The organism is Pelagibaculum spongiae (assembly GCF_003097315.1).
Lineage (GTDB): Bacteria > Pseudomonadota > Gammaproteobacteria > Enterobacterales > Pelagibaculaceae > Pelagibaculum > Pelagibaculum spongiae.
In genome coordinates, this window is sequence record NZ_QDDL01000001.1 from 255373 (window position 1) to 278673 (window position 23301).

Genomic DNA, 23301 nt, shown 5'->3' on the forward strand with positions numbered 1-23301 from the left:
TGAGTAATCTATGATCCGGTTTATTTCCGACCTACATCTGGATGCATCTCAGCCAAAAGCAGCGGAAAGTTTTTTCCAACTGCTACAACAACTGCCGGGTAATACTCGGCAGTTGTATATTCTGGGCGACTTTTTTGAAGCCTGGATCGGCGATGACTCCCCAGATCCCTTTCACCAGCAAGTGATGCAGCAACTTAAGCTAGCAACCGATACTGGTTTGAAAATATTCTTTATGCATGGCAATCGTGACTTTTTAATCGGCGAAGATTTTGCCAAAACCACTGGCTGTGAACTAATTAGCGATCCAATGACCATCGAGTTAGATGGCAAAAAAGTATTGCTGATGCACGGCGACAGTCTATGCACCGACGATTTGGAATATCAAAAAATTCGGCCAATGCTACGCAACCCGCAATGGCAGGCAGATTTTTTGTCAAAATCAATTCCAGAAAGAATCGCTTTTGCCCAGCAAGCCCGCGCTGAAAGTAGCGAACATACTAGCCAGACAAACATGTCGATCATGGATACCAATCAACAAGCGATTGAGCAAATCATGAAACAGCATAATGTCGCGACATTAATTCATGGCCACACCCATCGCCCGGCAGTTCATTCACTGCAAATTGATGGCCAGCCAGCCCAACGAATTGTATTGGGCGATTGGTATCACCAATGCAGCGTGCTGGAGTTCGAAAATGGAAAATTCGACCTGAGATCATCAGCTTTCTCCAGTTAGTCAGCTGGTATTCCTTGTAGTGACTCAGGTCATTCCTATATTGGCATGCCTCTTTATTATGACGTCCCTTTCCGGGACGTTATACCTCAACGCTGACACGACTTGTCAGTCAATTTTGGTAAGACTTCTCGGTGGTTAAACAAACCTCAGGGTTGCTCATGCATAATAAATTAAATTGGCACGACACATGTGCCATAGGCTTTATGACCTTTGCTCTATTCCTTGGAGCGGGCAATATTATTTTCCCACCGCTAGCCGGTCAGTTGGCGGGCGACAACTATTTACTATCAGTTGCTGGATTCTTACTCACCGCCGTTGGTATGCCTTTATTAGGTATTATTGCCATGGCAGTGGTCGGTGGTGGCTTTGAAACCCTCACCAAGCATTTACCAAAAACCGTTGGGGTGGTGATTGGTTTTGCAATTTATATGGCAATCGGCCCAATGCTGGCAATGCCAAGAACGGCAGTGGTTGCTTTTGAAATGGGCATCGTTCCGTTTATTGGCGAAGAGAGCAAACAACTGTTTCAAGCTGTTTGGTCTGTAGCATTTTTTGCAGTTGCCTGGGTGCTTGCAATCAATCCCGGCAAACTGATGCACACCATCGGAAAAGTGATCACCCCAGCATTAATATTCCTATTACTGGTGATCAGTATTTCAACCTTTATTATTCCCCAAGGCGAAATCGGAGCAGCTTCTGGCGAGTGGCTGACAACTCCTTTTTCTAAGGGTTTTACTGAAGGTTATCTGACGATGGATACCCTGGCAGCGATGATGTTTGGCATGGTGATTATCACCAATCTGAAAGCCCACGGCATCACTGATGGCCGCGCACTAACCAAATACTGCATTTATGCAGGTATCATTGCGGCGGTTGGTTTATCGATTGTTTATTTCTCACTGTTCTACCTTGGCGCAACTAGCGGCGGCATTTCACCAAATGGCACCAACGGCGCAGTAATCTTCACTCAATATGTTAATTCAATGTACGGCACTACCGGCGTAGCCTCACTGGCGGCAGTAATTATTCTGGCTTGCTTAACCACAGCAGTTGGCTTGAGCACTGCAGTCAGTCAATACCTTTGCTCACTTTGGCCAGCAATTAGCTACCGGACGATGACCACCGGCCTGTTGATTGTCTGTACCATTGTTGCCAACGTCGGTTTATCAACCTTAATCAGTATTTCAGTGCCAATTCTAATTAGCATTTACCCTGTTGCCATCGTACTGATTATTTTAAATCTATTGAAACCGGTACTGCGCAACCCAGAATCAGCATTCGGCCTGACATTGGCCGTGACATTTGCCATCAGCTTAATTGACGGATTAAATGTGGCAGGTTTTGAGTGGGCTAAATCTCTACAAGAAATTACCGCAATATTGCCGCTATTTGAACAAAGCCTCGGCTGGTTATTACCCGCAATTATTGCACTAGCAATCAGTCAGGCAATTCCACCGAGACAGCTCGCAGCAGCCTAACCGCTAAAAGCTTGATTCAACAAAAAAAGCCAACTCAATGAGCTGGCTTTTTGTTTACTTAAATTCAAAAAATACAGCAAGTTGGCTAAATGATAAAAACACTATATATCCGCTGCCCTTAAATTGAACTGAGGCTTTAACCAACTTGTTCCACTATCATCTGGGTCTTTGAACATACCTTTTGGGAAAGCCGAACCGAACTGCAACTCTCCAAGAGAATTAAATAAATCGGGCATAAATTCTTCAATCACTCTCTTAACCATTCTTGGACCGGTCATACTTGTAGTGCCAATAGTTCGAAAAGCATATGCTGAAACCGCCGCAGGGTAACTCCTTTTAGCTTCCCAAGATTTTTCCGAACAAAAAGGATCTAAATAATAGTAATACGCAACTTTTTTTAGACATTGATAGAGCAACTTATTGTTCTCTGAAGCGGCAATTATGGCATTGGAAAACAAGTTTCTGGTCGAAGGTAAAAACATAACTCCCCTAGGAGCAGACAAATCATCTAAAGAGTAATTTATCTCGACATCTGCATCCATGTATATCCCGCCATAACAGTTCAAAATTAGCAATCGAACTACATCGCTCGCAGCAGCATAATTTCTTAATGGCCCCCCCAACTCTCGAGCAACGATAGAAGAAATATGTTTTCGAACGCCCTCATCTTCTATCGCACATAAAGCATGCATTGGATCTAGCACCTCCACCTCAGACATTAACTCTGAAGATATACCGTCCATTCTGGCAATAGTATTATGGAGAACACCTGGGCGATCAGACCATATAAAGAAATTATAATCTGGGTTATCTAATATAACCCTTTGCATATTAGCTACGAATATCGGTGAAATGTCTTTCCCGTACCAAACCCAATGAATAAATTTCGGTATTTTCATAATTGTTAATTTAGGCTTATCTAAAAAACACTCTTTTTTTAGGCAAGCCAATCACACCCAAGCAGTTAATTTAATCTATTCTTTTAAAGATTATTGAACCACAGGTAAATCAGTTTACCAGTATAACTGGGTGGTGAGTCACAAACAAATAAAATCGAACCGTGAAAGTTGAATTATTGTAATTTAAAAGACTACATCAGCTTTAAGCGCATTCTTAGCGAAAACCGGTACCCACAGCTTTTCGGATATTTGAAAACCACACATCTGATTGATTAATGACTGAAGTAGCGATGATAGTTAAGCCAGCAATAGGGTTGGAGTGAGAAACGACCATTCTAATCACCCGCCTATCTTAAAAACAGGGTCTGAAGGACCTTTTCTGCTTGATCGAGATGAATACGACTCTAGTGTCGTAAAACGCTTGAAAAGCAGTAACCATTCAGCATGTCACACCAACCGATCCAATTTCTTCTGAATAAAGTCCGGCCATTTACCCGCAAATAATAACGACAAAGCCTCCCCAACACCGACCCCATGTTTTTGGCAGGTCGATATATAGCTCCGGATTCTGCAATACGCTTTCACGCCATCCCATGAGCGGAAGCAGCCTGATATCTTCTGCTGAACCTTGCTCATACGGAAGTCCCGTTCACCCTGATTATTGGTAAACGGTGCTCGGGTATTACTCATAAACCGCAGCACGTCTGCTTCAAAATCCCGCAGCCGTTCTAATAAATTTCTCGATTTACTTCGTGCTAATTTCCCTCGTTTTAATTGACCTTTTTTATCCGCTTTTTTTGGCTCAGGTGCCGGACATTCCCGATCACCTGCTTTTAATATTTTTCGATATCGCTTCACCCATTTTTGACACTGCTTTTCATCCAACTCACCCCCCGCCTCATTGACTGCTGTATTCATTTCATAAAGCAGATCTTCCATTGCCTTGGCCCACTGCTGGCCATCTTGCTCATGGGCTCGCGCCAATTCACGTACATGATGGGCGTTACACAATACATGCAAGCACAGCACAAATCGGTAGTAGCTTTTCCAGTGATCGTGTACCAATAAACCGGTAAATTTAGGCAAGATGTCGATCGCTTCCATTGCCTCGATACCTCTTGATTCATGCGCTTCAATCCACGTCCAGCGGTCATTGCTCGCGACATGTAGCCACTTTCGTTTACCATTGATATTGACGCCGGTTTCATCGGCATGAATCAAATCTCCAGCACGCAAAATAGCCGGTACTAACTGAGCAAATGGCTTCAGTCGATGAAAAGCTTCCTGATTAAAATTGGCAAGGCTACCGGTGCTGATTGGCGCATCCAATATCTCAGCGAAGTGCTTTTGAGTCCGTTCATAAGGAATCAGCTGGTAGCTCGACATATAAACCGCGTTGGCTTTAAACTCATTGCCATATTGTATTGGCCGAGTGACCCCTTGCGGAAACTCAGCAACAAACTGGTTACCCTGCTCGTCTTGTAGAATCTGCGCCCGATATTCGGTGACATATCGGGTAATACGAACATCAACTACTTGGCGGCTTTCACTGCCAACAACACGGTATTTTCCTTTCGGCAATTGGCTACGATCAATCGTAATATCCAGCACTTCATCTGGGTCTTTCACCGGTGATAAATTACTGCCTTTATGGCCAGGCTGCCCGCCTGGGTTTTTATTGCTTTTGGCGCGCGATTTCTTTTCTCGATTAGGATCTGCCGATGGCGGAATGCTGGAGTTTTTGCTGTTTAGCCCTTTGCTATCAAGCAATATCTTAACGACGAGCATCAGCATACGAACCATCGCCACCAGTTCGGGCGGTAAGCGTTTGCTTTTGGCTAACAATCGCTCGGTTTCAGCGATGGTTTTATTAATTTCGATTGAGTCCATGCGGTTATTATCGCACAGGTTTTCAGGGTGGTTTTTTTGTCTCTGAGGCTTACTGTGGCGACTTTTTAGAAGCGGAATGCTGATGCGCTATTCTGAGCAAAAAACATTGATAATCAGGTGTGTTAATAGCAGTTTAATGCGGCGTTTAAGTGGTATTCTGAAAGAGGTGCTTAAATTCGGGAAAATATCAAAAAAACCTGTCAAGCGATTTTTATATTAAATTGTGCTGAATGGTTACGAAAAGCATAAGATTAATTTGGCCAGGATCACTACTTCTATGAGTATTAATTACCGAAGATCGTTTTGAAGCGCAGGACAACGTTTAACTTTTTCAGGAGCTGACCTTGAAAGCTTACCGACAAAATTATTAGCAATTTTTTGGGCTTCAACAACCGTTTTAATTCCCGGTGCCAGAAGCACAATTTTTTCATATGCAGCGATTGCCGCAGTGCTATCACCTGAAATATCTAAGCTCTTGCCTAGAATCAACAAAGCAGGAACTGATACATTGATATCCTCACCGGCATATTGAATTGCCATTTCCGCATTCTCAATCGCAGTATAAAAGTCACAATTAATGAACGCTTGGGTGGCAAGCTCCTTTTCTTCTTTACCTGACTTTGAACTACAAGCAAGCAAAGATAGCGATAAGATAAAACAAACCAAATGCTTCATAAATATTTCCAATTATTAGAAGCTGGCGCCCGCACCAGTGAGCAGCAAACCGTCACCAACCCTGATATTTCTTACTGCAAGTAATCATTACTATCGAAGACAAACTAGAATACTTAACAATTTTTTATAAAATCAACCCGACCACGTATTAGCATTCCTTTGACTGGTAAGGTTTTTATTTGATTTACTCGCCACCTTTCCTTTGAATGTTAAATTTTTGCACCCAGTTGACGCCGAAATATAAAACACCACCTACCAGAGCGCTATACAGACACAGTTGATGCAACGCTTGCGTAGAAATCAGCCCCAACAACACATTGCTAGTTGTCATCGGGAAGAATGGCTCGACATCAGAGTGCATAATGCTATCGAGCAATACGTGACTAAATGTGCCAATGAAAGCAGACAAGAAAGCAACCCACCAATAAATTTTAATCTTCCAGTGAGCATTAAAACCCAATATGAAAAGACTAACTTCAGATAAGTACTTGCCGGTTAATGCTGAGAATATCGCTATTAAGCTTGCACCCAGATAAGTATGTGAAAAACCATGAAGGTGCCCCTCGCCAGATATCATGACGATTAGAGGCTGGATATCCATAACAACCTGCGCCCAGCCAAAAACCATTAAGCTGAAGCTGCCACGCAACAATGCTTTGACCACTATTGCGGGTCCCATGTGAAAAGGGGTAAAAGGCATACGCTCTCTACTTGATGATCCGCTCGATGAAATCGAATATTTAGTTTCAGCAGTGGGCCCATTACACACTAGAGAAATTACGCGCTAGTGCTAATGCTAATGCTTGTTCAGAATTTTACGTCGATGGTGAGCGCGTTGATGCTAGAACTAATAGCACTAACTTAACGAATAAAATCATGTTATTTCAAAAAATTACCTTAATGCAACGCAGTGGATTCACCTCCATGTGACTGGATTCCGCCAATCCCTGACGGGATGACGAGCCCAGCGGCATACTCCGAAGCCGTCATTCCGAGCATGGATGCCGGAACCTAGACGCCATGGATGACAACTCAGAAGTAATAAATTAAAATCAGAACTTTTAATTCAAATGCTTATTGCTTAAGTTAGTACCATTGGACGCTGGAACCGGAAACTGGCTTAGCTTGACGCTGGAACCAGCAGGTATGGACTTTAACTGAGCAATCTAATGAACCCGCTTACCGAACCAAAGCCTGCTAGCCATAACATTAAAAACTATACCAACATCGCTTTTAACACAGCTTCATATTCAGCAGGTATTTCACACATTCCAAAGTTTTTAGTTTTATACCATTTTATAAAATCAGGGTCGGTTATTACTAATGGCGGGTCTAATAATTCAAGCTCACCATTTTTTTCATATTCTACTGTATTTTTATAATCAAACTTCCCAAGCCATTTACCACCGGCCTTTCGAAAGCATTCAGTACACTTATAGCGATAAGCAAACTGGTAAATATTTTTTCTACCCTGTTTTTCTCTTTCAACTACGTAAATATTCGAACCTTCCGCCGCCAATTCAGCTTCTTTCTTTTTATTGGTGTACGAAAATGGCACTTTCCGGATTTCTGGATAAAGACTAGTTACAGGCCCCTGATCTTCTGGAATATGCCTTACAATATAAGAACTCATAGATCCTCTCTAAAAATATAACTGCCTAATACCATGCATGCTCGATACACTACCAACTCAGCTTACCAGCCACACCAGCAAGGCATTGATTCAAAACAAATTCACCATACTAATTGGCAACAAACCAAAACAAAAGTCGCATGCGCATTTTGACAAGGTAACAGGTTTCTGGTTATTTCGAAATGCCATTACAGCAACTACATGATTTAAAAACCAAACCCCCTTCAACCATGACGCCTCTGATAACATCAAAATTATTTCCACTAAAGGTAAACCAACAAGAATAGTTACTGAACTGATTATAAGATTAATTTATCCAACTATTACCATTTATTCGAACGGTGGTTTTTTTTGCGGGGGTACAGTTTTCGCTACATGTTCCTATGGATTCTTAAACAATCGATCTGAACCCGAACCGCCCACCCAAAATTGTTTCAACTGAACCGCATGCTTTCTCAACGATGCCAAACACCCTACTGCCCGGTGGAATTTATTACCGCCTTGGCCCATGGTTTGAATCCAAACGGCTTGGTCAATATTCAAACGTTCAATAATTGGCGGTAAAGTATTATCCATTGCAGCTTTTCCTGCACGGATAATCCGTGCAGTTTGGTCAACTAGCGTTAAGTAATCTTGATAAGAAAACGGAATATTTTCTTGTAGCCGATCTTTGCTTTTAAATGGCTTTAATTTAGGTTTAATAGCTAAGTTAGCTTTGGAAGTTTCATTTGATATTACTTCAATATCGGCATCAGCTGGTTTTTTCTCAACCTTAGTATTGCGAAGAATTCGTTGTTGGATTGAAGTATAATCAGACTGCTCTGGCGTTTTCGCTATACCTGCGCGCAGCGGGTTTAAATCAACATAAGCCATACAAGTTAAAATGGCTTGTTCATCTAACAAAGCCTGGGCTTTAAAGCGCCCTTCCCAAAAATGCCCCGTGCATTTATCTTCTTTATTCGCCATTCTTGCTAGTGGTTCATTCAGGCTGCGCATTAACCAACTTAAATCGACCAACCGCTGGCGATATTCATCAACAAAACTTTCAACATATTGCAATTCTAACGGCATTAAATTGTCACCCTCTAAATAACGGCGAACCATTTCAGGCCCTTGGTACACTTTGCACCAACGGCGCAAAACCTCATCACCACTCCAGCTGTTAGCTTTTTCTAAATTAACGCACAGCACCAAATGGTAGTGGTTACTCATTACGGTATAGCTAGCAATTTCAATAGAAAAAACGTCAGCCAGCAATGCCAAACGCTTAACAATCCAATCTCGGCGGTGCTCAAAGCTTTCACCGGTGTCCGGGTCAACACCGCATAGCCACGCCTTGCGACATACCCTACTCATGCAGTGGAACCAATGGCAGAACTGAGGATTCATTCCAACACGACGTGGCCCCACCTTGGCAATTTCAACCGTGTCGGTATAACGTCGACCAAAATCAAAGGTCTGATCAGAATGAGGTTTAGCAGAATTAAAATGGTGACCTGTCATAGCACCGCATACCTACGCTATTGAAGTTTAGGTAGCATATAAAACAAAAACCCCTCTGTGAAATTAAAAGAATTAATTCGCAGCGGAGCTTTATAAATCAATTTATGCCTGGCAGATATTTTTGGCATACCTACGCTATTGAAGTTTAGGTAGCATATAAAAGAAAAAACCCGCCGAGAAATCAAAATAATTAATCCCAACCAGGGCTTCATCAATTAATTTATGCCTGGCAGATATTTTTGTAAATCAATTTATGCCTGGCAGATATTTTTAGTGTTAATCAATTTATGCCTGGCAGATAATCAATTTAAAACGGACATTGAAATCAGGCTTATTTTATAAGGCCAGAGAAAAGGCTTTTTAGATCATCGTCAGTAAACTTTTCCTCGGCGATATCAGTAGAAGGCTGATAAGATGCTCTTTGTTCAGATGGATCATCTTCTTCTTCCAGTTCATAAATACGATCTTGAACAATAGCCTTTGCTTGATCGGGGTTATGACCAGTAATGTTTGCAAGTGAAGTTAAAAAATTAATATGCTCTGTAAGCTCATCCTCTGTATATTTATCGCTGATAGCATCAGTCGTCTCCGTAAACTCATAGTTAACCGCATTGTCGACAGCACTATCGACATGATCAGCCTCACCATGAGGTATATACTCATTAACTTTCTCAACAATTGATACTAATTCATCTGAAGGAATTCCTTCAGCAAATACATTGACAATTTTACCTTCAATCGCGAGCAATAATTGAGGCTTTAGGTGGTCGTCGTCGATATAGTTGTTAATTTTCCAGTGCAGTTCAGGTAGTTCCGGCCCATCTCGCCAAGAGACCAAATCAAGAGAATTAGTTTGAAGTAGGCTAAGCATTGTCTCAAGAAAAAATTCATCTTGTGAGCATTCCCACCAGCGAAATAGTAAGACTGCCCTTTCGGAAAGTGGAAGGTCGTCGCGGTGTAAGAATGTAGAACCATTTTTTTCTACACGTTCATAAGTTGGTGTTACAGCTATGTTGCGAGCAAAGCCCTTTAGGCATGATACAAAAAAGCGCTGATCTTCTTCGTGTGTTCCAAATACATCTATAATATGATCCCATAGATGGTCAACCCAGTCGGATCGACTTGCGGCGTTAAGTAATAACTCTAAAAGCTCTTTATTGGTAAGATATGATTTAAGGAAGTCTCTAAGAGATGGATTAATAAATGTTACCGAGTTGCTCGCAATCGAAATAAAACCTGATTCCAGTGTTCGCAAAGCTTCTTCAAAATCATTTGGATCAATCGGTTGTGAGTAAAATAAACATACTTCGCGGTGAGCCTTTAAATAATTAGCTCTAAGAATTTCAATGCTCTGTCCGTACTGGCTACCAAAAAATAAAGTGATCAAAAGATTCTGACACTTCATGTCAAGATTTTTAAAAGGCTTGCTCCAAATAAGGTCAGGGTTTTCTAAGGCGGAATAGATATATTTTGGGTAATCATCTGGCTCAACACGATCAAGGCAATCACTGGATACCGAAGCTATAACACGGGGGTTATAGTTCTTATGATCCACTATTTTTCTCAGCCAATCATCTTCAAGCAAGGATAAAAAGTGCTGCTGAGAAAGCCCTGAGGCCAACAAATGATTAAAAAAGATATGCGATTTTATTTTTCGCGTATATGCACCAATATCTAGTAAATATTTAGCCAATTGAAGCCGCCGATCATCAACATGATCGGACAATCTTCTAGCCTCCTCAAATATATGCGCCCGTGTAGTAAGAATAAACCTAGTATTTTTAGATGTCCTTACCCGTTTAACAAATATTGATAGTGCCGTATCTCGCTGAAGAAGGGATTGTCGATCAAGTTCAATTCGTCCAAGAAAGTCATCAAAGAAAAAGACTGTTGGCTTGTCATCTTCAATTTTGGCGAAGCCGTCTTCCAACGAGTTTATTGCATAAAACATCCATCCGTCGTTTAAATAGTTGTAGGCCACCATTTTTGCTAAAGTTGTCTTTCCTACACCCGGCGGCCCTGAAACAATTAATATTTTTTCTTCTTCTAGTTTTTCAATAGCTTCATCGAAACTCGGGTTGCGAGCATAAACCCTAAGGTCTTCTAAAAGTTCAGCTTTCGTTGCCTGTGTGTAGGCTTCAAGTCCAGACTGTAAAATTCGTTCAAGAACAACCGTACTTGATAACCAGAGTTTGATGTGCGATTTTTCTATGCTTGGGTTTCTTCTCAGCGCACCTTCGATGTCCTCGCGCCCCCATATGTCATCAGGCTGTGTTAGTAGATCGCCGAAAATAGTGACGAGTTCATCGGTTTTTTTAGGGGTCAGAGATTGAGATGTAAAAAACAAGTAGCGTTTTGGTGCAAGTTTTTTTATCTTCTCCACTTCTTTTTTTGCAGCCGTTTTTAGAGAAGAAAAGGCTGAACCCTCATAATGCTTGCACTGTAGTATCACTGTTCCGTCGCCCAGAGAATGGCGTCCATCTATCCCACCATCAGGTCCGGATCCAAATGCTGAAAAGCGTTTTTCGGTTTCAACCTGTGCAAGGTCGCGACAAAGGTCTTCAAAATCAATAGGGGATAGGTTTTCTAGTCTGGACATTAGTTTCCTAAAAATTTCAGTAGCGTACACTCAGGTCAATATTTACCATGACAATTCTTGAGTTTTAATAATGTCCGCTATGGGGACTTAGCACAATCATCGTATAACAGCTTAATAGTATGCATACTCGATATACTGGTTATGCAGTATATCGATATATTAACAACAACCTGAAATTCAATTGGTTTTCCTTTAACCAGCTAATTTTGGCCTCAAAACCGCGCATGCCTATTATCCCAAAATAACAGGTTTTTCGTTATTTCGAAACGCCGCCACAGCAACCAACTGATTCAAAAGTAAGTTAGCTGAAAGCAGGCAAACCCCGCAGTTACCATCCGTGGCGCTTGGATCCCGGCTTCCCTGCTCGGGATGACGCGGAGGCAAACAATACTCTTGAGCGTTTGCTGCCTGCGTCGCCCTAATCGGTACATCTGCCCGTGTACTTCCCTGCTTAGAATGACGGGTTCGGAGCATACCGAAGGGCTTGCCATCCAATCACATCGAGCTGCTGCAATTTGTTGCACCATAAAAAAAACGGCAGGTTAATAATTAAATTAACCTGCCGTTTTTATTCAAGCATTGGAACCAACTATAAAGCTAAGCGCTTTTCGGTCGGCGCATTGCTTGGTCTAATTCGTTAATCAATTGCATTTCTTCTTTCGTAAAACCTGCCTCCAAGCGGGCTGCTTCATTAAAAGGACCACGAATAGATACCGGGCAAGTTGATAGCAGTTCTTTAAAGGTGGCTAGCGGGTTGAGTTCTCGTTGACGACACAACCAGCCATACCAGCGGTTACCGACTTCTACATGGCCAATTTCATCATCCAGAATACGCTGCAGACTAGCAACCAACTCCATTTCCCCTATTGAGGTCAGCTTTTTTATAATGCCCGGCGTTACATCCAGGCCACGCGCTTCCATCAGCCGAGGCACTAGCGCCATTCGGTGCATTGGGTCATGCGCTGTGTCCATTGCCATTCGCCATAGACCACCGTGGGCAGGCAGATCACCATAATCACGGCCATAACGGCGCAAGTGTTCGCGCAGCATTAAAAAATGCTCAGCTTCTTCTCGGGCCACTTCTAACCAATCGGAATAATAAGGGTCTGGCATACCAGAAAAACGACAAATCGCATCGAGCGCTAAATTAATTGCATTAAATTCGATATGGGCCAATGAATGAATCAGGCCAATTCGCCCTTCTTCAGAACCTAAAGAACGAGAAGCCAATTGCGATGGCTCGACTAGAACCGGTCGAGTCGGCCGACCGGGTTGATCGAGTGAGGCATGTGATTCACCAGAAAAAAGGGTTAATTCACCTGCTAGCCATTGGTTTTCCAGTTGAAATACCAGCGAGCATTTTTCATCGCACTCACTGCTTTGCAGGGCTTCAAATGCCCCTTGTTGCATGTTGGTCATTAGAAACTCCGCACGCCCTTTTTCAGCGAGCGAACTAGTTCAGTTCTCTGCTTTGCCTGTGCAGGCAAATATCTCAGCTGAATATAGAGATTTGTTATTTTATCGATTTGGGCATCTTTTTCGGGCCATTGCTCAATTAACCGCAGCTGGAAATCAATCGGCCCTTCGTTAGATAGTCGCGTAACACCGCGTCTGGCGCATTTACGACAAAATGCCTGATACGCCATGGATTCTGCTGATAATTTTTCTCGGCCAAGCAACAAGGCAGACAAAGCAACCATTGAAGCTATTCCCATAAAGGCAGCAAACAGCGCAGCGAGTTGCCAAGGCTTTAACGTATCTAAACCGAAATATTTTAAAAATTCATTTTGCCTCTGATGGTCGTAGCCAATTAGCCAACGGTTATAACTGTTATTGACCGAATCCCAAGCCAGCCGTGCACCATTAAACCAACTGTCGCGAATTGCGGTTTCAAAGAATGAACTTTGGTAACCCGGATCACGTTGTTCTAATGCCTCTTCAACCGACTGCAACACCCGCTCTGGCGCGACCGCACCGGTTGGGTCAATTCGAGTCCAGCCAGTACCGGGCAGCCAAGATTCAACCCAGGCATGGGCATCACGCTGACGAACAATCAGGTAATTACCGACCGGATTATATTCACCACCGAGATAACCAGAAACCAAGCGCGTTGGCAGGCCAACTTCTCGTAAAATAACCGCCATTGCACTGGCATAGTGGCCACAAAAACCGCGTCGGCTATCAAACAAAAATTCATCTACTGGATTGTTGCCTAATCGTGGTGGCTCAAGGGTGTAATAAAATGGCTGCTGGTTAAACCACGCCAATACCTGCCTGACAAACTGTTGCGGATTAGGATATTTCTTAAACATATCCCGGGCGAATTGCCGAGTTTGTTCAGCATAACCATCAGGTAATTGGGTTTCCAAATCTAATTCAAAATCACTAATCGAACCAGCCATTCGATAAGACGGGTAAGAAAGCAATTGATACAAAATCGGCAAATGCAATTTACTATTGGCTTGAATATTACCGCCATAAGCTGCTGTGGCATCTAATGGCACGCCCGAAGGCCGATCGAGCGCAAACATCCAACGCTGCTCGGTGGCACCCAGTGTTATTTCATATTCATAAGCCGGGCCAGTTGGCGTTAGTTGATGCAACGACTGAAGCTGGCCAAGGTAATATTCCTGAAGCTGCTTAGCCCGCGGCGCCCGCCGCCAGCGCACACCATCAAACTCAGATAACACCATTGCCCGCCAATAAAGATCGCTTCTAGCAGGTCGTTCGCCAAAGAATTTAGCGCGAAATGCCACTTCATTGGTTTTGCTTAAACGAGAAAAATCACCCGGCGACACTTGGTCAGACAAACCAACCTTGGCCGATGATTCTTTCCAAATACTCCACAAGGGCGTTGATAGCCGAGGGAAAATTAAAAATAGCACCACCGCTAATGGCAGCGATTGCAGCACCAAGCCACCACTTAATTTCAGCCCGGCTTTCCAACTAAATTCTGCCCGGCCATTAACGCTAATTAATCCCATAGTGATCAACCAGATAGACAGCAGCAAATACGCGCCCATCAGTAAGGTTTGATCAAACAGGAATAAAGTTAAAATTAGAAAATAACTGGTGCAGGCCAATACAAAACCATCACGGGAGTTTTTTAATTCCCATAATTTTAATGCCGCCATCACCAATAAAAATGAGGCTGCGCCTTCTAGCTTGCCCGAGCCAGATAAGGTCATGCCACTGGCAACCAAGCCAACAATTACCAGCAGAGGTTTAATTTTTTTACCCGGTAGCGGCCAGTTATTGCGCAGGCGAAACCATTGCCATAGGGCACCAACACCCCAAATAACCGTTACTAACCAGGAGAATCGAAAAAAGTGCGGCAACAAAACCACACCCTGCAAAACGATTAATCGTTGGATTTGTTGTTGGCTTAAATTACCTTGCATTATTAACCGCCTCCACTTTATGGGATTCGGCAGTGCCACCTTCAAAAAGCGCTAGCGCCTGCAAACATTGTTTGAAATGTTTTTTGCTAGATGCTGGGCCTAATGTGGTGCCGGGTAATTTCATTCCGTAAATTAAATTACGTCGATCAGCTTCTAATATTTGCCAAGTCAAATAACTCAAACGTCGCTCAACGGCTATGCCAGAAAATGCATCCCATTCGAACCACATGTCGTCACTAACTGCAGCGTCAAATACTTTAGTGAACAATCCCTTCTCACTGGCCAAAGCTTTCCAGGCCAAATGACGCGGTGAATCACCAAAATGATAAGGGCGCATGCCTTGATAATCTTCCTGGCCCGGAGTTGGGTTAGGTTTGTCACCATCACCTCCTCCTCGTTGCGCTAAACGCTCTGGCGGTGCTAACGGGTGCGGATAAACTAAAACTTGAGAGGATAAATTCTGCCAGCTCCAGGCACGAATCAACCCCATTGGAAAATCTGTTTCCACTTCTAATGGCGGCGCTTGTAACCAGCCTCTTTTACTGGCGGCCACTTCAATATCGACCACTTCTCGACCACCTCGCAGATGATCCAGATTTTTCCAATATTCAGAAATTCGAAATCTTAATTGCTGGCGGCCTTTTCGTGGTGATTCAACCACCAATTGAAAACTAGCTAAATCGCCAACAAAACAGGCTCTACCTGAATTAAGCGATAGTTTTAATCCAGATAAATTTCGGTAGGTATAAACAATGGTTGAATGTAATAAACTACCCAGAATAAATGTCATCACATAAGCGAGACTTTTTTGGTAGTTCATTGCCGCCAAAAGCATCAGCAACAATAAAATAATAAATACCGCGCCGCGTGCATTGGGCAGCACATAAATACAGCGGTGATTTAAAATTGCCTGAGCAGATTGCGGCGCTCGACGCAATGCCCAGCGCCTGACTCGCGTAGCAAAACTCATAGATTAACCGACACCGCCTGCAGCAGGTTTTCAATTCCCTGATGATCCAAGCTGGCACTTCGACCATCTACCGGTTGTAACCGGTGTGATAACACACAGGGCACCACCGCTTTAATATCTTCTGGCAACATATGATTGCGACCATCGAGAAATGCCCAGGCTTTAGCCGCAGCCAATAAAGACAAACCACCACGTGGTGAAATACCGGCGCGATATTCACCCGACTGGCGAGTATAAGCCAAAATTTGTTGCAGATAATCCAACACCGCATCACTGGCAAACACTTCACTGACCTGCTGTTGGAAATCAAGCAATTGCTGCTGATTCAACACCGCTTGCAAATCGGTCATCATATGTTTTCGATTACGGCCAGATAGAATCTCTCTTTCTGCCTTATGATCGGGATAACCCAATTCGATCCGCATTAAAAAACGGTCCAACTGAGATTCCGGCAAAGCAAAGGTACCGCTTTGTTCAATCGGGTTTTGCGTTGCGACAACAAAAAACGGCTCTGGTAACTGGCGCGTTTCACCTTCAACCGTTACCTGCCCTTCTTCCATCGCTTCCAATAAAGCACTTTGTGCTTTTGGCGTGGCGCGGTTAATTTCATCAGCCAACATTAGCTGAGTGAAAACCGGCCCGGGATGAAAACTAAAACTGGCGGTATTACGGTCGTAAATTGAAACGCCGGTAATATCTGCCGGTAACAAGTCACTGGTAAATTGCAGTCGCTGGAAATCCAGATGCATCACTTTAGCCAAGGCATGTGCCAAGGTAGTTTTTCCCATGCCCGGCAAATCTTCTACCAGCAAATGGCCTCTGGCCAATATACAGGCGAGAGACAATCTGACCTGTCGTGACTTACCTACCACGATTTGATCAAGGTGCTTCAAAACTTCAATGAGTGCCGACGGTGTTTCTTTTTTATCTGCCAATAAGCGCATCTACAGACATTCCTTATTCAGGCTGCGCAGTCTCACAGGAGACCATGAATTTTATCTTCTGTGAGACTCTAGCTGCGCAAACATGTAAATGATGTGAATCGACTCAAACTGCGGACAAACCTTTTGCGATATCCGCCTGCAAATCTTCTAAAGCTTCTAAACCGACAGCAATTCTAACCAAACCTTGGTGAATTCCTGCTTGCTGACGCGCTTCTTCTGTCAACCGACCATGGGTGGTGGTTGAGGGATGGGTCACCGTGGTTCGGACATCGCCTAAATTGGCAGTCAAACTCATCAACTGAACATTGTTGATAAAACGGAACGCTGCTTCACGGCCGCCTTTGACTTCAAAAGACACCACACCACCAAAATATTTTTGCTGCTTTTTAGCCAGCTGATGGTGTGGGTGACTTTCCAATCCAGGAAAATTAACTGTTTCGATTTGCGGTTGCTGTTCAAGCCACCGGGCTAATTCTAATGCCTGGTTACAAATATATGGCATCCGCAGTGGCAGTGTTTCCAGCCCCTTGAGGAATACCCAGGCATTAAATGGACTCATGCTCGGGCCACAAGTTCGCACGATATTAAAAACTTCATCAATTAAGTCTTGGCTGCCACAAACCGCGCCACCAATACAACGGCCTTGGCCATCGAGATATTTGGTTGCTGAATGCACGACCAAATCTGCACCTAACTCAAGTGGCTTTTGCAAAATAGGCGTGCAAAAACAGTTGTCTACCACCAGCAATGCATTGGCTGCCTTAGCAATTTTTGAAATCTCTGGAATATCACCCAGCACCCCTAAAGGATTGGACGGGCTTTCCAAAAACAGCATTTTAGTTTCTGGACGAATACCGGCTTGCCATTGCTCTAGATTCGCCACTTCGACATAACTGGTTTCAATACCAAACTTGCTAAAAACCTTATCGAACAACGAAGGTACTGAACCAAATAATTCTTTGGATGCCAGAATGTGATCGCCCTGCTTGAGCAGGCCCATACATAAAGCTGTAATTGCTGCCATGCCCGATGCAGTGGCCACACAAGCCTCGGCAGATTCCATCGCCGCTAAACGGCGTTCAAACGCCTGAACGGTTGGATTGGTAAAACGGGAATAAACATTACCTGGCTGGTCGCCAGCAAAAGTAGCTGCAGCATGCTCTGCACTTTCAAAACTGAAACTGGAATTGAGGAACAATGCCTCAGAGTTTTCCATTTGATCCGTTTTTTCAACACCGGCTCGCAGCGCTACCGTTTGCTCTTGCCAAGCCGATGGATTGAATGGTTCTGTCTCACTACTTTTCACGACTCATCTCACAGCTAATCTTTGCAACGAATTAACACAGCAAATAAAAATACACATGGGTCGATTGGATTATCCAACCGACCCATATCAAAAAACAAATACCGTCATCACCGAGAATTTAAAGCCATACCTCGATATAGGTTTGATGAGCTTTAAGCGAAATCAGACTTTTAACCAACATAAAGTTACTTTCTGTCTGATTGCGCCTGCGGCTTATCAAACCTACAACATTAAATACAGCCATCAGCCAAGCGACCGGTAATTAAATTTTATACCGAATTATGCAGACTAATCTCACTGTCATTAAGTTCCGAATTACTCTTGGCTTGATCATTACGCTCGGCATCTAACCGGGCGAAATATGCATCATCAATATCGCCTGTTACATATTCACCATTGAACACCGATGCATCAAAGTTAGTGATCTGACTTTTACTACCCCGCGTCGCATTCACTAATTGATCAAGGTCTTGATAAACCAACCAGTCTGCGCCAATTTGCTGTTGGATTTCTTCAACACTTCGCTCGTGGGCAATCAGTTCATCGGCGCTGGCCATGTCGATACCATAAACATTCGGGTAACGAACCGGCGGCGCAGCTGATGCAAAATAGACCTTAGCCGCACCGGCATCTCGTGCCATTTCGATGATCTGTTTACAGGTGGTACCACGAACAATCGAGTCATCGACTAGCAAAACATTTTTGCCTTGGAATTCCAAATCAATCGCATTTAGTTTTTGTCGCACCGACTTTTGACGCTGCTTTTGACCCGGCATGATAAAGGTTCGCGCGATATAACGGTTTTTTACAAAACCTTCGCGATATTTCACCCCTAGCTTCATGGCCAGTTCTAGCGCCGAAGTTCGGCTGGTATCTGGAATCGGAATCACTACATCGATGTCATGCTCAGGCCGCTCGGCAATAATCTTGTCTGCCAGCGCTTCACCCATTCGCATTCGGGCTTTATAAACAGAAATACCATCCATTAATGAATCAGGACGTGCCAAATAAACATGCTCAAAAAGACAAGGCGAATAGCTTGGATTATCGGCACATTGGCGGGTATTTAACTGACCCTCTTCGGTAATGCAAATCGCTTCACCTGGTGCAATATCTCGTTCCAGTTCAAAGCCCAGCACGTTAAGCGCCACGCTTTCTGAAGCCACCATATATTCTTTGCCTAACTCGGTTTCCCGAGAGCCAAATACTACTGGACGAATACCGTTAGGATCGCGAAATGCCACCAGACCGAAACCAACGATCATTGCCACCACCGCATAGCCACCACGACACCAGCGATGCACTCGTTGAATCGCATCAAATACATCTTGATGGTCCAGCTTGAGCTTGCCTTGTCGTTGCAATTCACGGGCTAAAACATTCAGCAACACTTCTGAATCGGAGGTGGTATTTATATGGCGCATGTCTTCGCGATATAAATCCTGTTTAATCTGTTCTGCATTGGTTAGATTGCCGTTATGCGCCAACACAATTCCAAAAGGAGAGTTGACGTAAAAAGGCTGAGCTTCGGCTGAGCTATTACTACCGGCAGTTGGATATCTCACATGAGCAATACCGATATTGCCATGTAGTTTGCGCATGTGGCGAGTATGAAATACATCCTTAACCAGACCATTGTCTTTTCGCATCGACAATTTTCCGTTCTGGCAGGTGACGATTCCGGCGGCATCTTGCCCCCGATGCTGCAACACAGTTAACGCATCAAAAAGACTCTGGTTCACCGGCGAACGGGCGACCAGTCCTGCAATTCCACACATTCTGCAACTACCTCGGACATATATTAGGGCTTGTGCCCTGTGGCCTGAGTCTTTGCCCAGGTTCTTTTATCTTTCCAGCAAATTAAATTTACTGTCATTTTTGACTTACCAGCCCGATCAGCTGGTAAATCTGCATATTTTATTAACCCACTATCAAGAAATAGCTATTAAGCAACAACATGTTTTGATAGTCAGTTACAACAACGCCCCGATCAGCTGATCAAGGCGTTGGCTTGTTCTGGCAAGAATTGCTGCACCCAATTGGCCAACAATTCAAAATGAGGTATCAACTGTGAACCCTGCCACCAGGGATCTTGTACTAATGGCGTCCAGCTCATCAGCAATACCGCAACGGCAACCATTAAAACGCCGCGAGTTGCGCCAAAGAAAATCCCCAGCATCCGATCAGTTCCACTTAAACCGGTCGATTTTACCAATTGGCCAATCAGGAAATTAACTAGCGCGCCGATAATCAGCGTCACAACAAACAAGCATACGAAAGCCGCTGCAAAACGCAGTGATGGCGTATCAATACCCGCAGAGAAATGAATAGATAACGGTTCGGCAAATCTGACTGCCACGCCAAAGGCAGCAACCCAGACAACCAAAGAAAGTGCTTCGCGGGTAAAGCCGCGAACCAGGCTGATTAGAGTAGAAATTCCAACCAGACTAATGATGACCCAATCGATCCAGAGCATGAAGGCTGTCAGGGCTGATCAAAGATGGCGGCAGTCTAACAGAAGCCGGGGTATCAGCCCAGCGGTCTGTAACTGATAATTTTCAGATCAGGAAATTCTTCCAGCAACTGCTCTTGGTAAGGCTCAAGCAATGATTTTTTTAACTCAGGCCCCGCCAAAACACGCCATAAAGAGCGCTCACCTGCATTACGATGCCGGTAAAATGCCGGAATTTTTTTGCCATTCAACCGACTGACTAGTTTTTTAGCTGATGCTTCGCTAGATAAGGTTGCTAATTGAACCACCCATGCTGGGCGAGTGGGGTCTGCTGGAACGGTTGATTTAACTACTAGCGGTTCAGTAACTGAAGGCGTACCAGTAGAAACCTCAACCGAAGAAGCACCAACAACCAGCCTATCAATTCGCGGTTGCTGCGCTATATCCGTCGATTCAACCTGTTTTTCCATTTTGCTAATTTTATCTTGCAAGCTGGCGTGGTCAAATGGCAAAGGTTGCGCCACCGTTGCTTCAGGTTTTCGAGGCAACGGTTTCCATGGCACATGCTGGGGTTCCGGCGCCCCATCTGGTAACACTAAAGGCAAAATTATAATTGCCAGAATAGTTACGACAGAAAGTCCAACGATCCTTTGTTGTACTTTTTTGTTCAAGCCAACCTCTCCTGTTGAAAATATTGCATCGCTTGGGAAACCGTAAAAAACGAGCCAAAAATCAACACTCGATCTTGCGGGCTTGCCTGCTGTAAAACCTGTGAAATAGCTTGGGCAACCGTATCACAGCGAGAGATATCAGCAACAGACAAATCTGACAACAAATCAGCCATCGACTGACTACTACTTCCTCGCGGCATATCCAACCCGGCGACATACCAGCTATCGACAGAATCTAACAAAAACTGCAAGCTACCAGCTCGGTCTTTATCAGACAACATAGCAATCACTGCATAGGTTTTACCCTGGCAATTTTGCTCAGCTAATTGCTTTTGCAAATTTTCTGCTGCTTGCGGGTTATGCGCCACGTCGACAATCACTTGCGGTGTTTGCATCACGGTTTGCATTCGACCGGTCAAACTGGCTTTTGCTACAGAAGTAGCCAATTTGTCTCGCTGCAGCGGTAAACAATCTTGCAATAACTGACTGGCTTTTAATGCCAGCGAAATACTTTGCCAAGGTAATTGCAATTGATTAATTGCAATCGATTCACTGCCCGATTGCCACAACCAGCTTTTGTCGCTTTGGCGTTGCATTGAAAAATCATTGCCGGTCATTTGTAACTGCGCACCGACTAAAGCAGCTTCTTCGGCAATCGCTTTTGGCGGATTCATATCGCCATATAAAGCAGGTTTTCCTGCCCGCATAATACCGGCTTTTTCTCTGGCGATACCTTCAAGGTCATGCCCCAGATAATCCATATGGTCCAGTGCAATCGTGGTGACTATCGCCAAATCACAATCGGCAATATTGATTGCATCTAACCGGCCGCCCAAACCTACTTCTAGCAGCACCACATCGAGCTCAGCTTCAGATAAAATAATCAAGCCAGCCAAAGTAGTGAATTCAAAATAAGTCAGAGAAACACCGCCCTCCACATTTGTACGGGCAGCTTCGATTCGCGCTAGTGTTGCGCAAATTAATCCATCATCCGCTTCATTTCCTGCCAAACGAATGCGCTCGTTAAAACGAATCATGTGTGGCGAGGTATAACAGCCTACTTTATAGCCAGCATCGCTATAGATTTGTTCAAGGGTCGCAATGGTGCTGCCTTTGCCATTCGTGCCAGCAACGGTAACCACAGGAATTGAAAAGTTAGGCACGCCTAGCTTGTCTGCTACTTGCTTCAGCCGCCCCAACCCCAGCTCGATTGTGCTGGGGTGGAGTTGCTCAAGATAGCTTAGCCAGTCTGCCAAATTGCTTGGCAGTTGGCTCATACAGCAGGTCGTAATTGAAGCTTGGAAAGAATTTCAGCAAGCTCATCGCGCATGTTATGACGCTCGATAATCATATCGATCGCGCCTTTTTCCATTAAAAATTCTGCGCGCTGAAAGCCTTCAGGCAGGCTTTCACGAACCGTTTGCTCGATGACTCTAGGACCGGCAAAACCGATTAAAGCATTGGGCTCGGCTACGTTTAAATCACCTAACATGGCCAATGATGCCGAAACACCACCCATGGTTGGGTCGGTTAACACTGAAATAAACGGAACACCTTTTTGAGCTAATTTAGCCAAAACCGCACTGGTTTTTGCCATTTGCATCAAAGAGAATAAAGCTTCCTGCATTCTCGCGCCACCACTGGCAGAGAAGCAGATTAACGGTGCACCCGTTTCCAACGACTGATTCGCCGCCTGGACAAAACGCTCACCGACTACCGCGCCCATAGAACCGCCTTGGAAGGCAAATTCAAAAGCACACACCACTACAGGAGCGCCTTTCAGCGAACCTTTCATGGCAACCAGTGCGTCTTTCTCACCGGTGGCTTTTTGAGCCGTAGTAATACGATCTTTATACTTTTTAGTATCGCGGAATTTCAGGCGATCCACCGGCTCCAATGAGGCTCCAATTTCCTGACGATCTTCAGCATCCAGAAAAATATCCAAGCGGCGGCGCGCACCAATTCTCATGTGATGATCACATTTTGGGCACACGTCTAAACAGCGTGTTATTTCAGCACGATACAAAACCGATTCGCACTTTTTACATTTGATCCAGAGGCCTTCCGGCACTCCTTTCTTTTGCCGGGATTCAGTACGAATCCGGGCAGGAATCAGTTTTTCAAACCAGCTCATTCAATTTATT

Annotated in this window: 19 protein-coding genes; 2 read left to right on the forward strand and 17 right to left on the reverse strand. The window is 44.1% G+C overall.

Annotated elements, in window-relative coordinates; translation table 11 throughout:
- The first annotated feature begins 10 nt into the window (after positions 1-10).
- Complete coding sequence (locus DC094_RS01170; protein WP_116685257.1) at positions 11-736, forward strand: UDP-2,3-diacylglucosamine diphosphatase; 726 nt, start codon at positions 11-13, stop codon at positions 734-736.
- 158 nt (positions 737-894) lie between these two features.
- Complete coding sequence (gene brnQ / locus DC094_RS01175) at positions 895-2214, forward strand: branched-chain amino acid transport system II carrier protein (protein ID WP_116685258.1); 1320 nt, start codon at positions 895-897, stop codon at positions 2212-2214.
- A gap of 101 nt (positions 2215-2315) precedes the next feature.
- Here brnQ and DC094_RS01180 read toward each other — a convergent pair whose 3' ends face one another.
- The 17 genes from DC094_RS01180 to accD form a co-directional block, all read right to left on the reverse strand.
- Entirely contained in the window at positions 2316-3164 is an 849-nt protein-coding gene (locus tag DC094_RS01180; RefSeq protein ID WP_133245428.1) for a glycosyltransferase family 32 protein, read from the reverse strand.
- A 396-nt stretch (positions 3165-3560) separates the two neighbouring features.
- Positions 3561-5003, reverse strand: coding sequence for an IS66 family transposase (gene tnpC / locus DC094_RS01185; protein WP_116685260.1), 1443 nt, complete (start codon positions 5001-5003; stop codon positions 3561-3563).
- A gap of 288 nt (positions 5004-5291) precedes the next feature.
- On the reverse strand, positions 5292-5678 hold the full coding sequence (locus DC094_RS01190; RefSeq protein ID WP_116685261.1) for a tetratricopeptide repeat protein: 387 nt from the start codon (positions 5676-5678) through the stop codon (positions 5292-5294).
- A gap of 184 nt (positions 5679-5862) precedes the next feature.
- Complete coding sequence (locus DC094_RS01195) at positions 5863-6378, reverse strand: metal-dependent hydrolase (protein WP_116685262.1); 516 nt, start codon at positions 6376-6378, stop codon at positions 5863-5865.
- A 516-nt stretch (positions 6379-6894) separates the two neighbouring features.
- A complete protein-coding gene (locus tag DC094_RS01200) occupies positions 6895-7311 on the reverse strand; it encodes a hypothetical protein (protein ID WP_116685263.1) in 417 nt (138 codons plus the stop codon).
- A 381-nt stretch (positions 7312-7692) separates the two neighbouring features.
- The gene (locus DC094_RS01205; RefSeq protein ID WP_116685264.1) at positions 7693-8814 is read right to left on the reverse strand and encodes a transposase; all 1122 of its coding nucleotides are present in this window, start codon (positions 8812-8814) and stop codon (positions 7693-7695) included.
- A 331-nt stretch (positions 8815-9145) separates the two neighbouring features.
- On the reverse strand, positions 9146-11413 hold the full coding sequence (locus DC094_RS01210; RefSeq protein ID WP_116685265.1) for an nSTAND3 domain-containing NTPase: 2268 nt from the start codon (positions 11411-11413) through the stop codon (positions 9146-9148).
- Between the two features lie 597 nt (positions 11414-12010).
- Positions 12011-12832, reverse strand: coding sequence for a ferritin-like domain-containing protein (locus tag DC094_RS01220; RefSeq protein ID WP_116685267.1), 822 nt, complete (start codon positions 12830-12832; stop codon positions 12011-12013).
- A complete protein-coding gene (locus DC094_RS01225) occupies positions 12832-14814 on the reverse strand; it encodes a transglutaminase TgpA family protein (RefSeq protein ID WP_116685268.1) in 1983 nt (660 codons plus the stop codon). Before DC094_RS01225 ends, DC094_RS01220 begins: the two co-directional genes overlap by 1 nt.
- Positions 14804-15784, reverse strand: a complete 981-nt coding sequence (locus DC094_RS01230) for a DUF58 domain-containing protein (RefSeq protein ID WP_116685269.1) — start codon at positions 15782-15784, stop codon at positions 14804-14806. Before DC094_RS01230 ends, DC094_RS01225 begins: the two co-directional genes overlap by 11 nt.
- Positions 15781-16728: an AAA family ATPase gene (locus DC094_RS01235; protein WP_116685270.1), complete on the reverse strand. Its 948-nt coding sequence runs from the start codon at positions 16726-16728 to the stop codon at positions 15781-15783. The genes DC094_RS01230 and DC094_RS01235 overlap by 4 nt, the downstream gene beginning before the upstream one ends.
- Before the next feature lie 103 nt (positions 16729-16831).
- The gene (locus DC094_RS01240; protein WP_116685271.1) at positions 16832-18034 is read right to left on the reverse strand and encodes an O-succinylhomoserine sulfhydrylase; all 1203 of its coding nucleotides are present in this window, start codon (positions 18032-18034) and stop codon (positions 16832-16834) included.
- Between the two features lie 269 nt (positions 18035-18303).
- Positions 18304-19812, reverse strand: a complete 1509-nt coding sequence (purF, locus tag DC094_RS01250; protein ID WP_116685273.1) for an amidophosphoribosyltransferase — start codon at positions 19810-19812, stop codon at positions 18304-18306.
- Between the two features lie 212 nt (positions 19813-20024).
- Positions 20025-20510, reverse strand: coding sequence for a CvpA family protein (locus tag DC094_RS01255; RefSeq protein ID WP_116685274.1), 486 nt, complete (start codon positions 20508-20510; stop codon positions 20025-20027).
- A gap of 53 nt (positions 20511-20563) precedes the next feature.
- Complete coding sequence (locus DC094_RS01260; RefSeq protein ID WP_116685275.1) at positions 20564-21157, reverse strand: SPOR domain-containing protein; 594 nt, start codon at positions 21155-21157, stop codon at positions 20564-20566.
- Positions 21154-22434, reverse strand: coding sequence for a bifunctional tetrahydrofolate synthase/dihydrofolate synthase (folC, locus tag DC094_RS01265; protein WP_116685276.1), 1281 nt, complete (start codon positions 22432-22434; stop codon positions 21154-21156). The genes DC094_RS01260 and folC overlap by 4 nt, the downstream gene beginning before the upstream one ends.
- Entirely contained in the window at positions 22431-23291 is an 861-nt protein-coding gene (accD, locus tag DC094_RS01270) for an acetyl-CoA carboxylase, carboxyltransferase subunit beta (protein WP_116685277.1), read from the reverse strand. The genes folC and accD overlap by 4 nt, the downstream gene beginning before the upstream one ends.
- Positions 23292-23301 lie beyond the last annotated feature (10 nt).

Bases quoted from the DNA above. Each gene is read 5' to 3' on its own strand.
- DC094_RS01235 (WP_116685270.1), bottom strand. From the start codon at position 16,728: ATGCGCTTATTGGCAGATAAAAAAGAAACACCGTCGGCACTCATTGAA.
- DC094_RS01200 (WP_116685263.1), bottom strand. From the start codon at position 7,311: ATGAGTTCTTATATTGTAAGGCATATTCCAGAAGATCAGGGGCCTGTA.
- DC094_RS01220 (WP_116685267.1), bottom strand. From the start codon at position 12,832: ATGACCAACATGCAACAAGGGGCATTTGAAGCCCTGCAAAGCAGTGAG.
- tnpC (WP_116685260.1), bottom strand. From the start codon at position 5,003: ATGGACTCAATCGAAATTAATAAAACCATCGCTGAAACCGAGCGATTG.
- DC094_RS01230 (WP_116685269.1), bottom strand. From the start codon at position 15,784: ATGAGTTTTGCTACGCGAGTCAGGCGCTGGGCATTGCGTCGAGCGCCG.
- accD (WP_116685277.1), bottom strand. From the start codon at position 23,291: ATGAGCTGGTTTGAAAAACTGATTCCTGCCCGGATTCGTACTGAATCC.
- DC094_RS01190 (WP_116685261.1), bottom strand. From the start codon at position 5,678: ATGAAGCATTTGGTTTGTTTTATCTTATCGCTATCTTTGCTTGCTTGT.
- DC094_RS01225 (WP_116685268.1), bottom strand. From the start codon at position 14,814: ATGCAAGGTAATTTAAGCCAACAACAAATCCAACGATTAATCGTTTTG.
- DC094_RS01170 (WP_116685257.1), top strand. From the start codon at position 11: ATGATCCGGTTTATTTCCGACCTACATCTGGATGCATCTCAGCCAAAA.
- purF (WP_116685273.1), bottom strand. From the start codon at position 19,812: ATGTGTGGAATTGCAGGACTGGTCGCCCGTTCGCCGGTGAACCAGAGT.
- DC094_RS01205 (WP_116685264.1), bottom strand. From the start codon at position 8,814: ATGACAGGTCACCATTTTAATTCTGCTAAACCTCATTCTGATCAGACC.
- DC094_RS01195 (WP_116685262.1), bottom strand. From the start codon at position 6,378: ATGCCTTTTACCCCTTTTCACATGGGACCCGCAATAGTGGTCAAAGCA.
- DC094_RS01255 (WP_116685274.1), bottom strand. From the start codon at position 20,510: ATGCTCTGGATCGATTGGGTCATCATTAGTCTGGTTGGAATTTCTACT.
- folC (WP_116685276.1), bottom strand. From the start codon at position 22,434: ATGAGCCAACTGCCAAGCAATTTGGCAGACTGGCTAAGCTATCTTGAG.
- DC094_RS01210 (WP_116685265.1), bottom strand. From the start codon at position 11,413: ATGTCCAGACTAGAAAACCTATCCCCTATTGATTTTGAAGACCTTTGT.
- brnQ (WP_116685258.1), top strand. From the start codon at position 895: ATGCATAATAAATTAAATTGGCACGACACATGTGCCATAGGCTTTATG.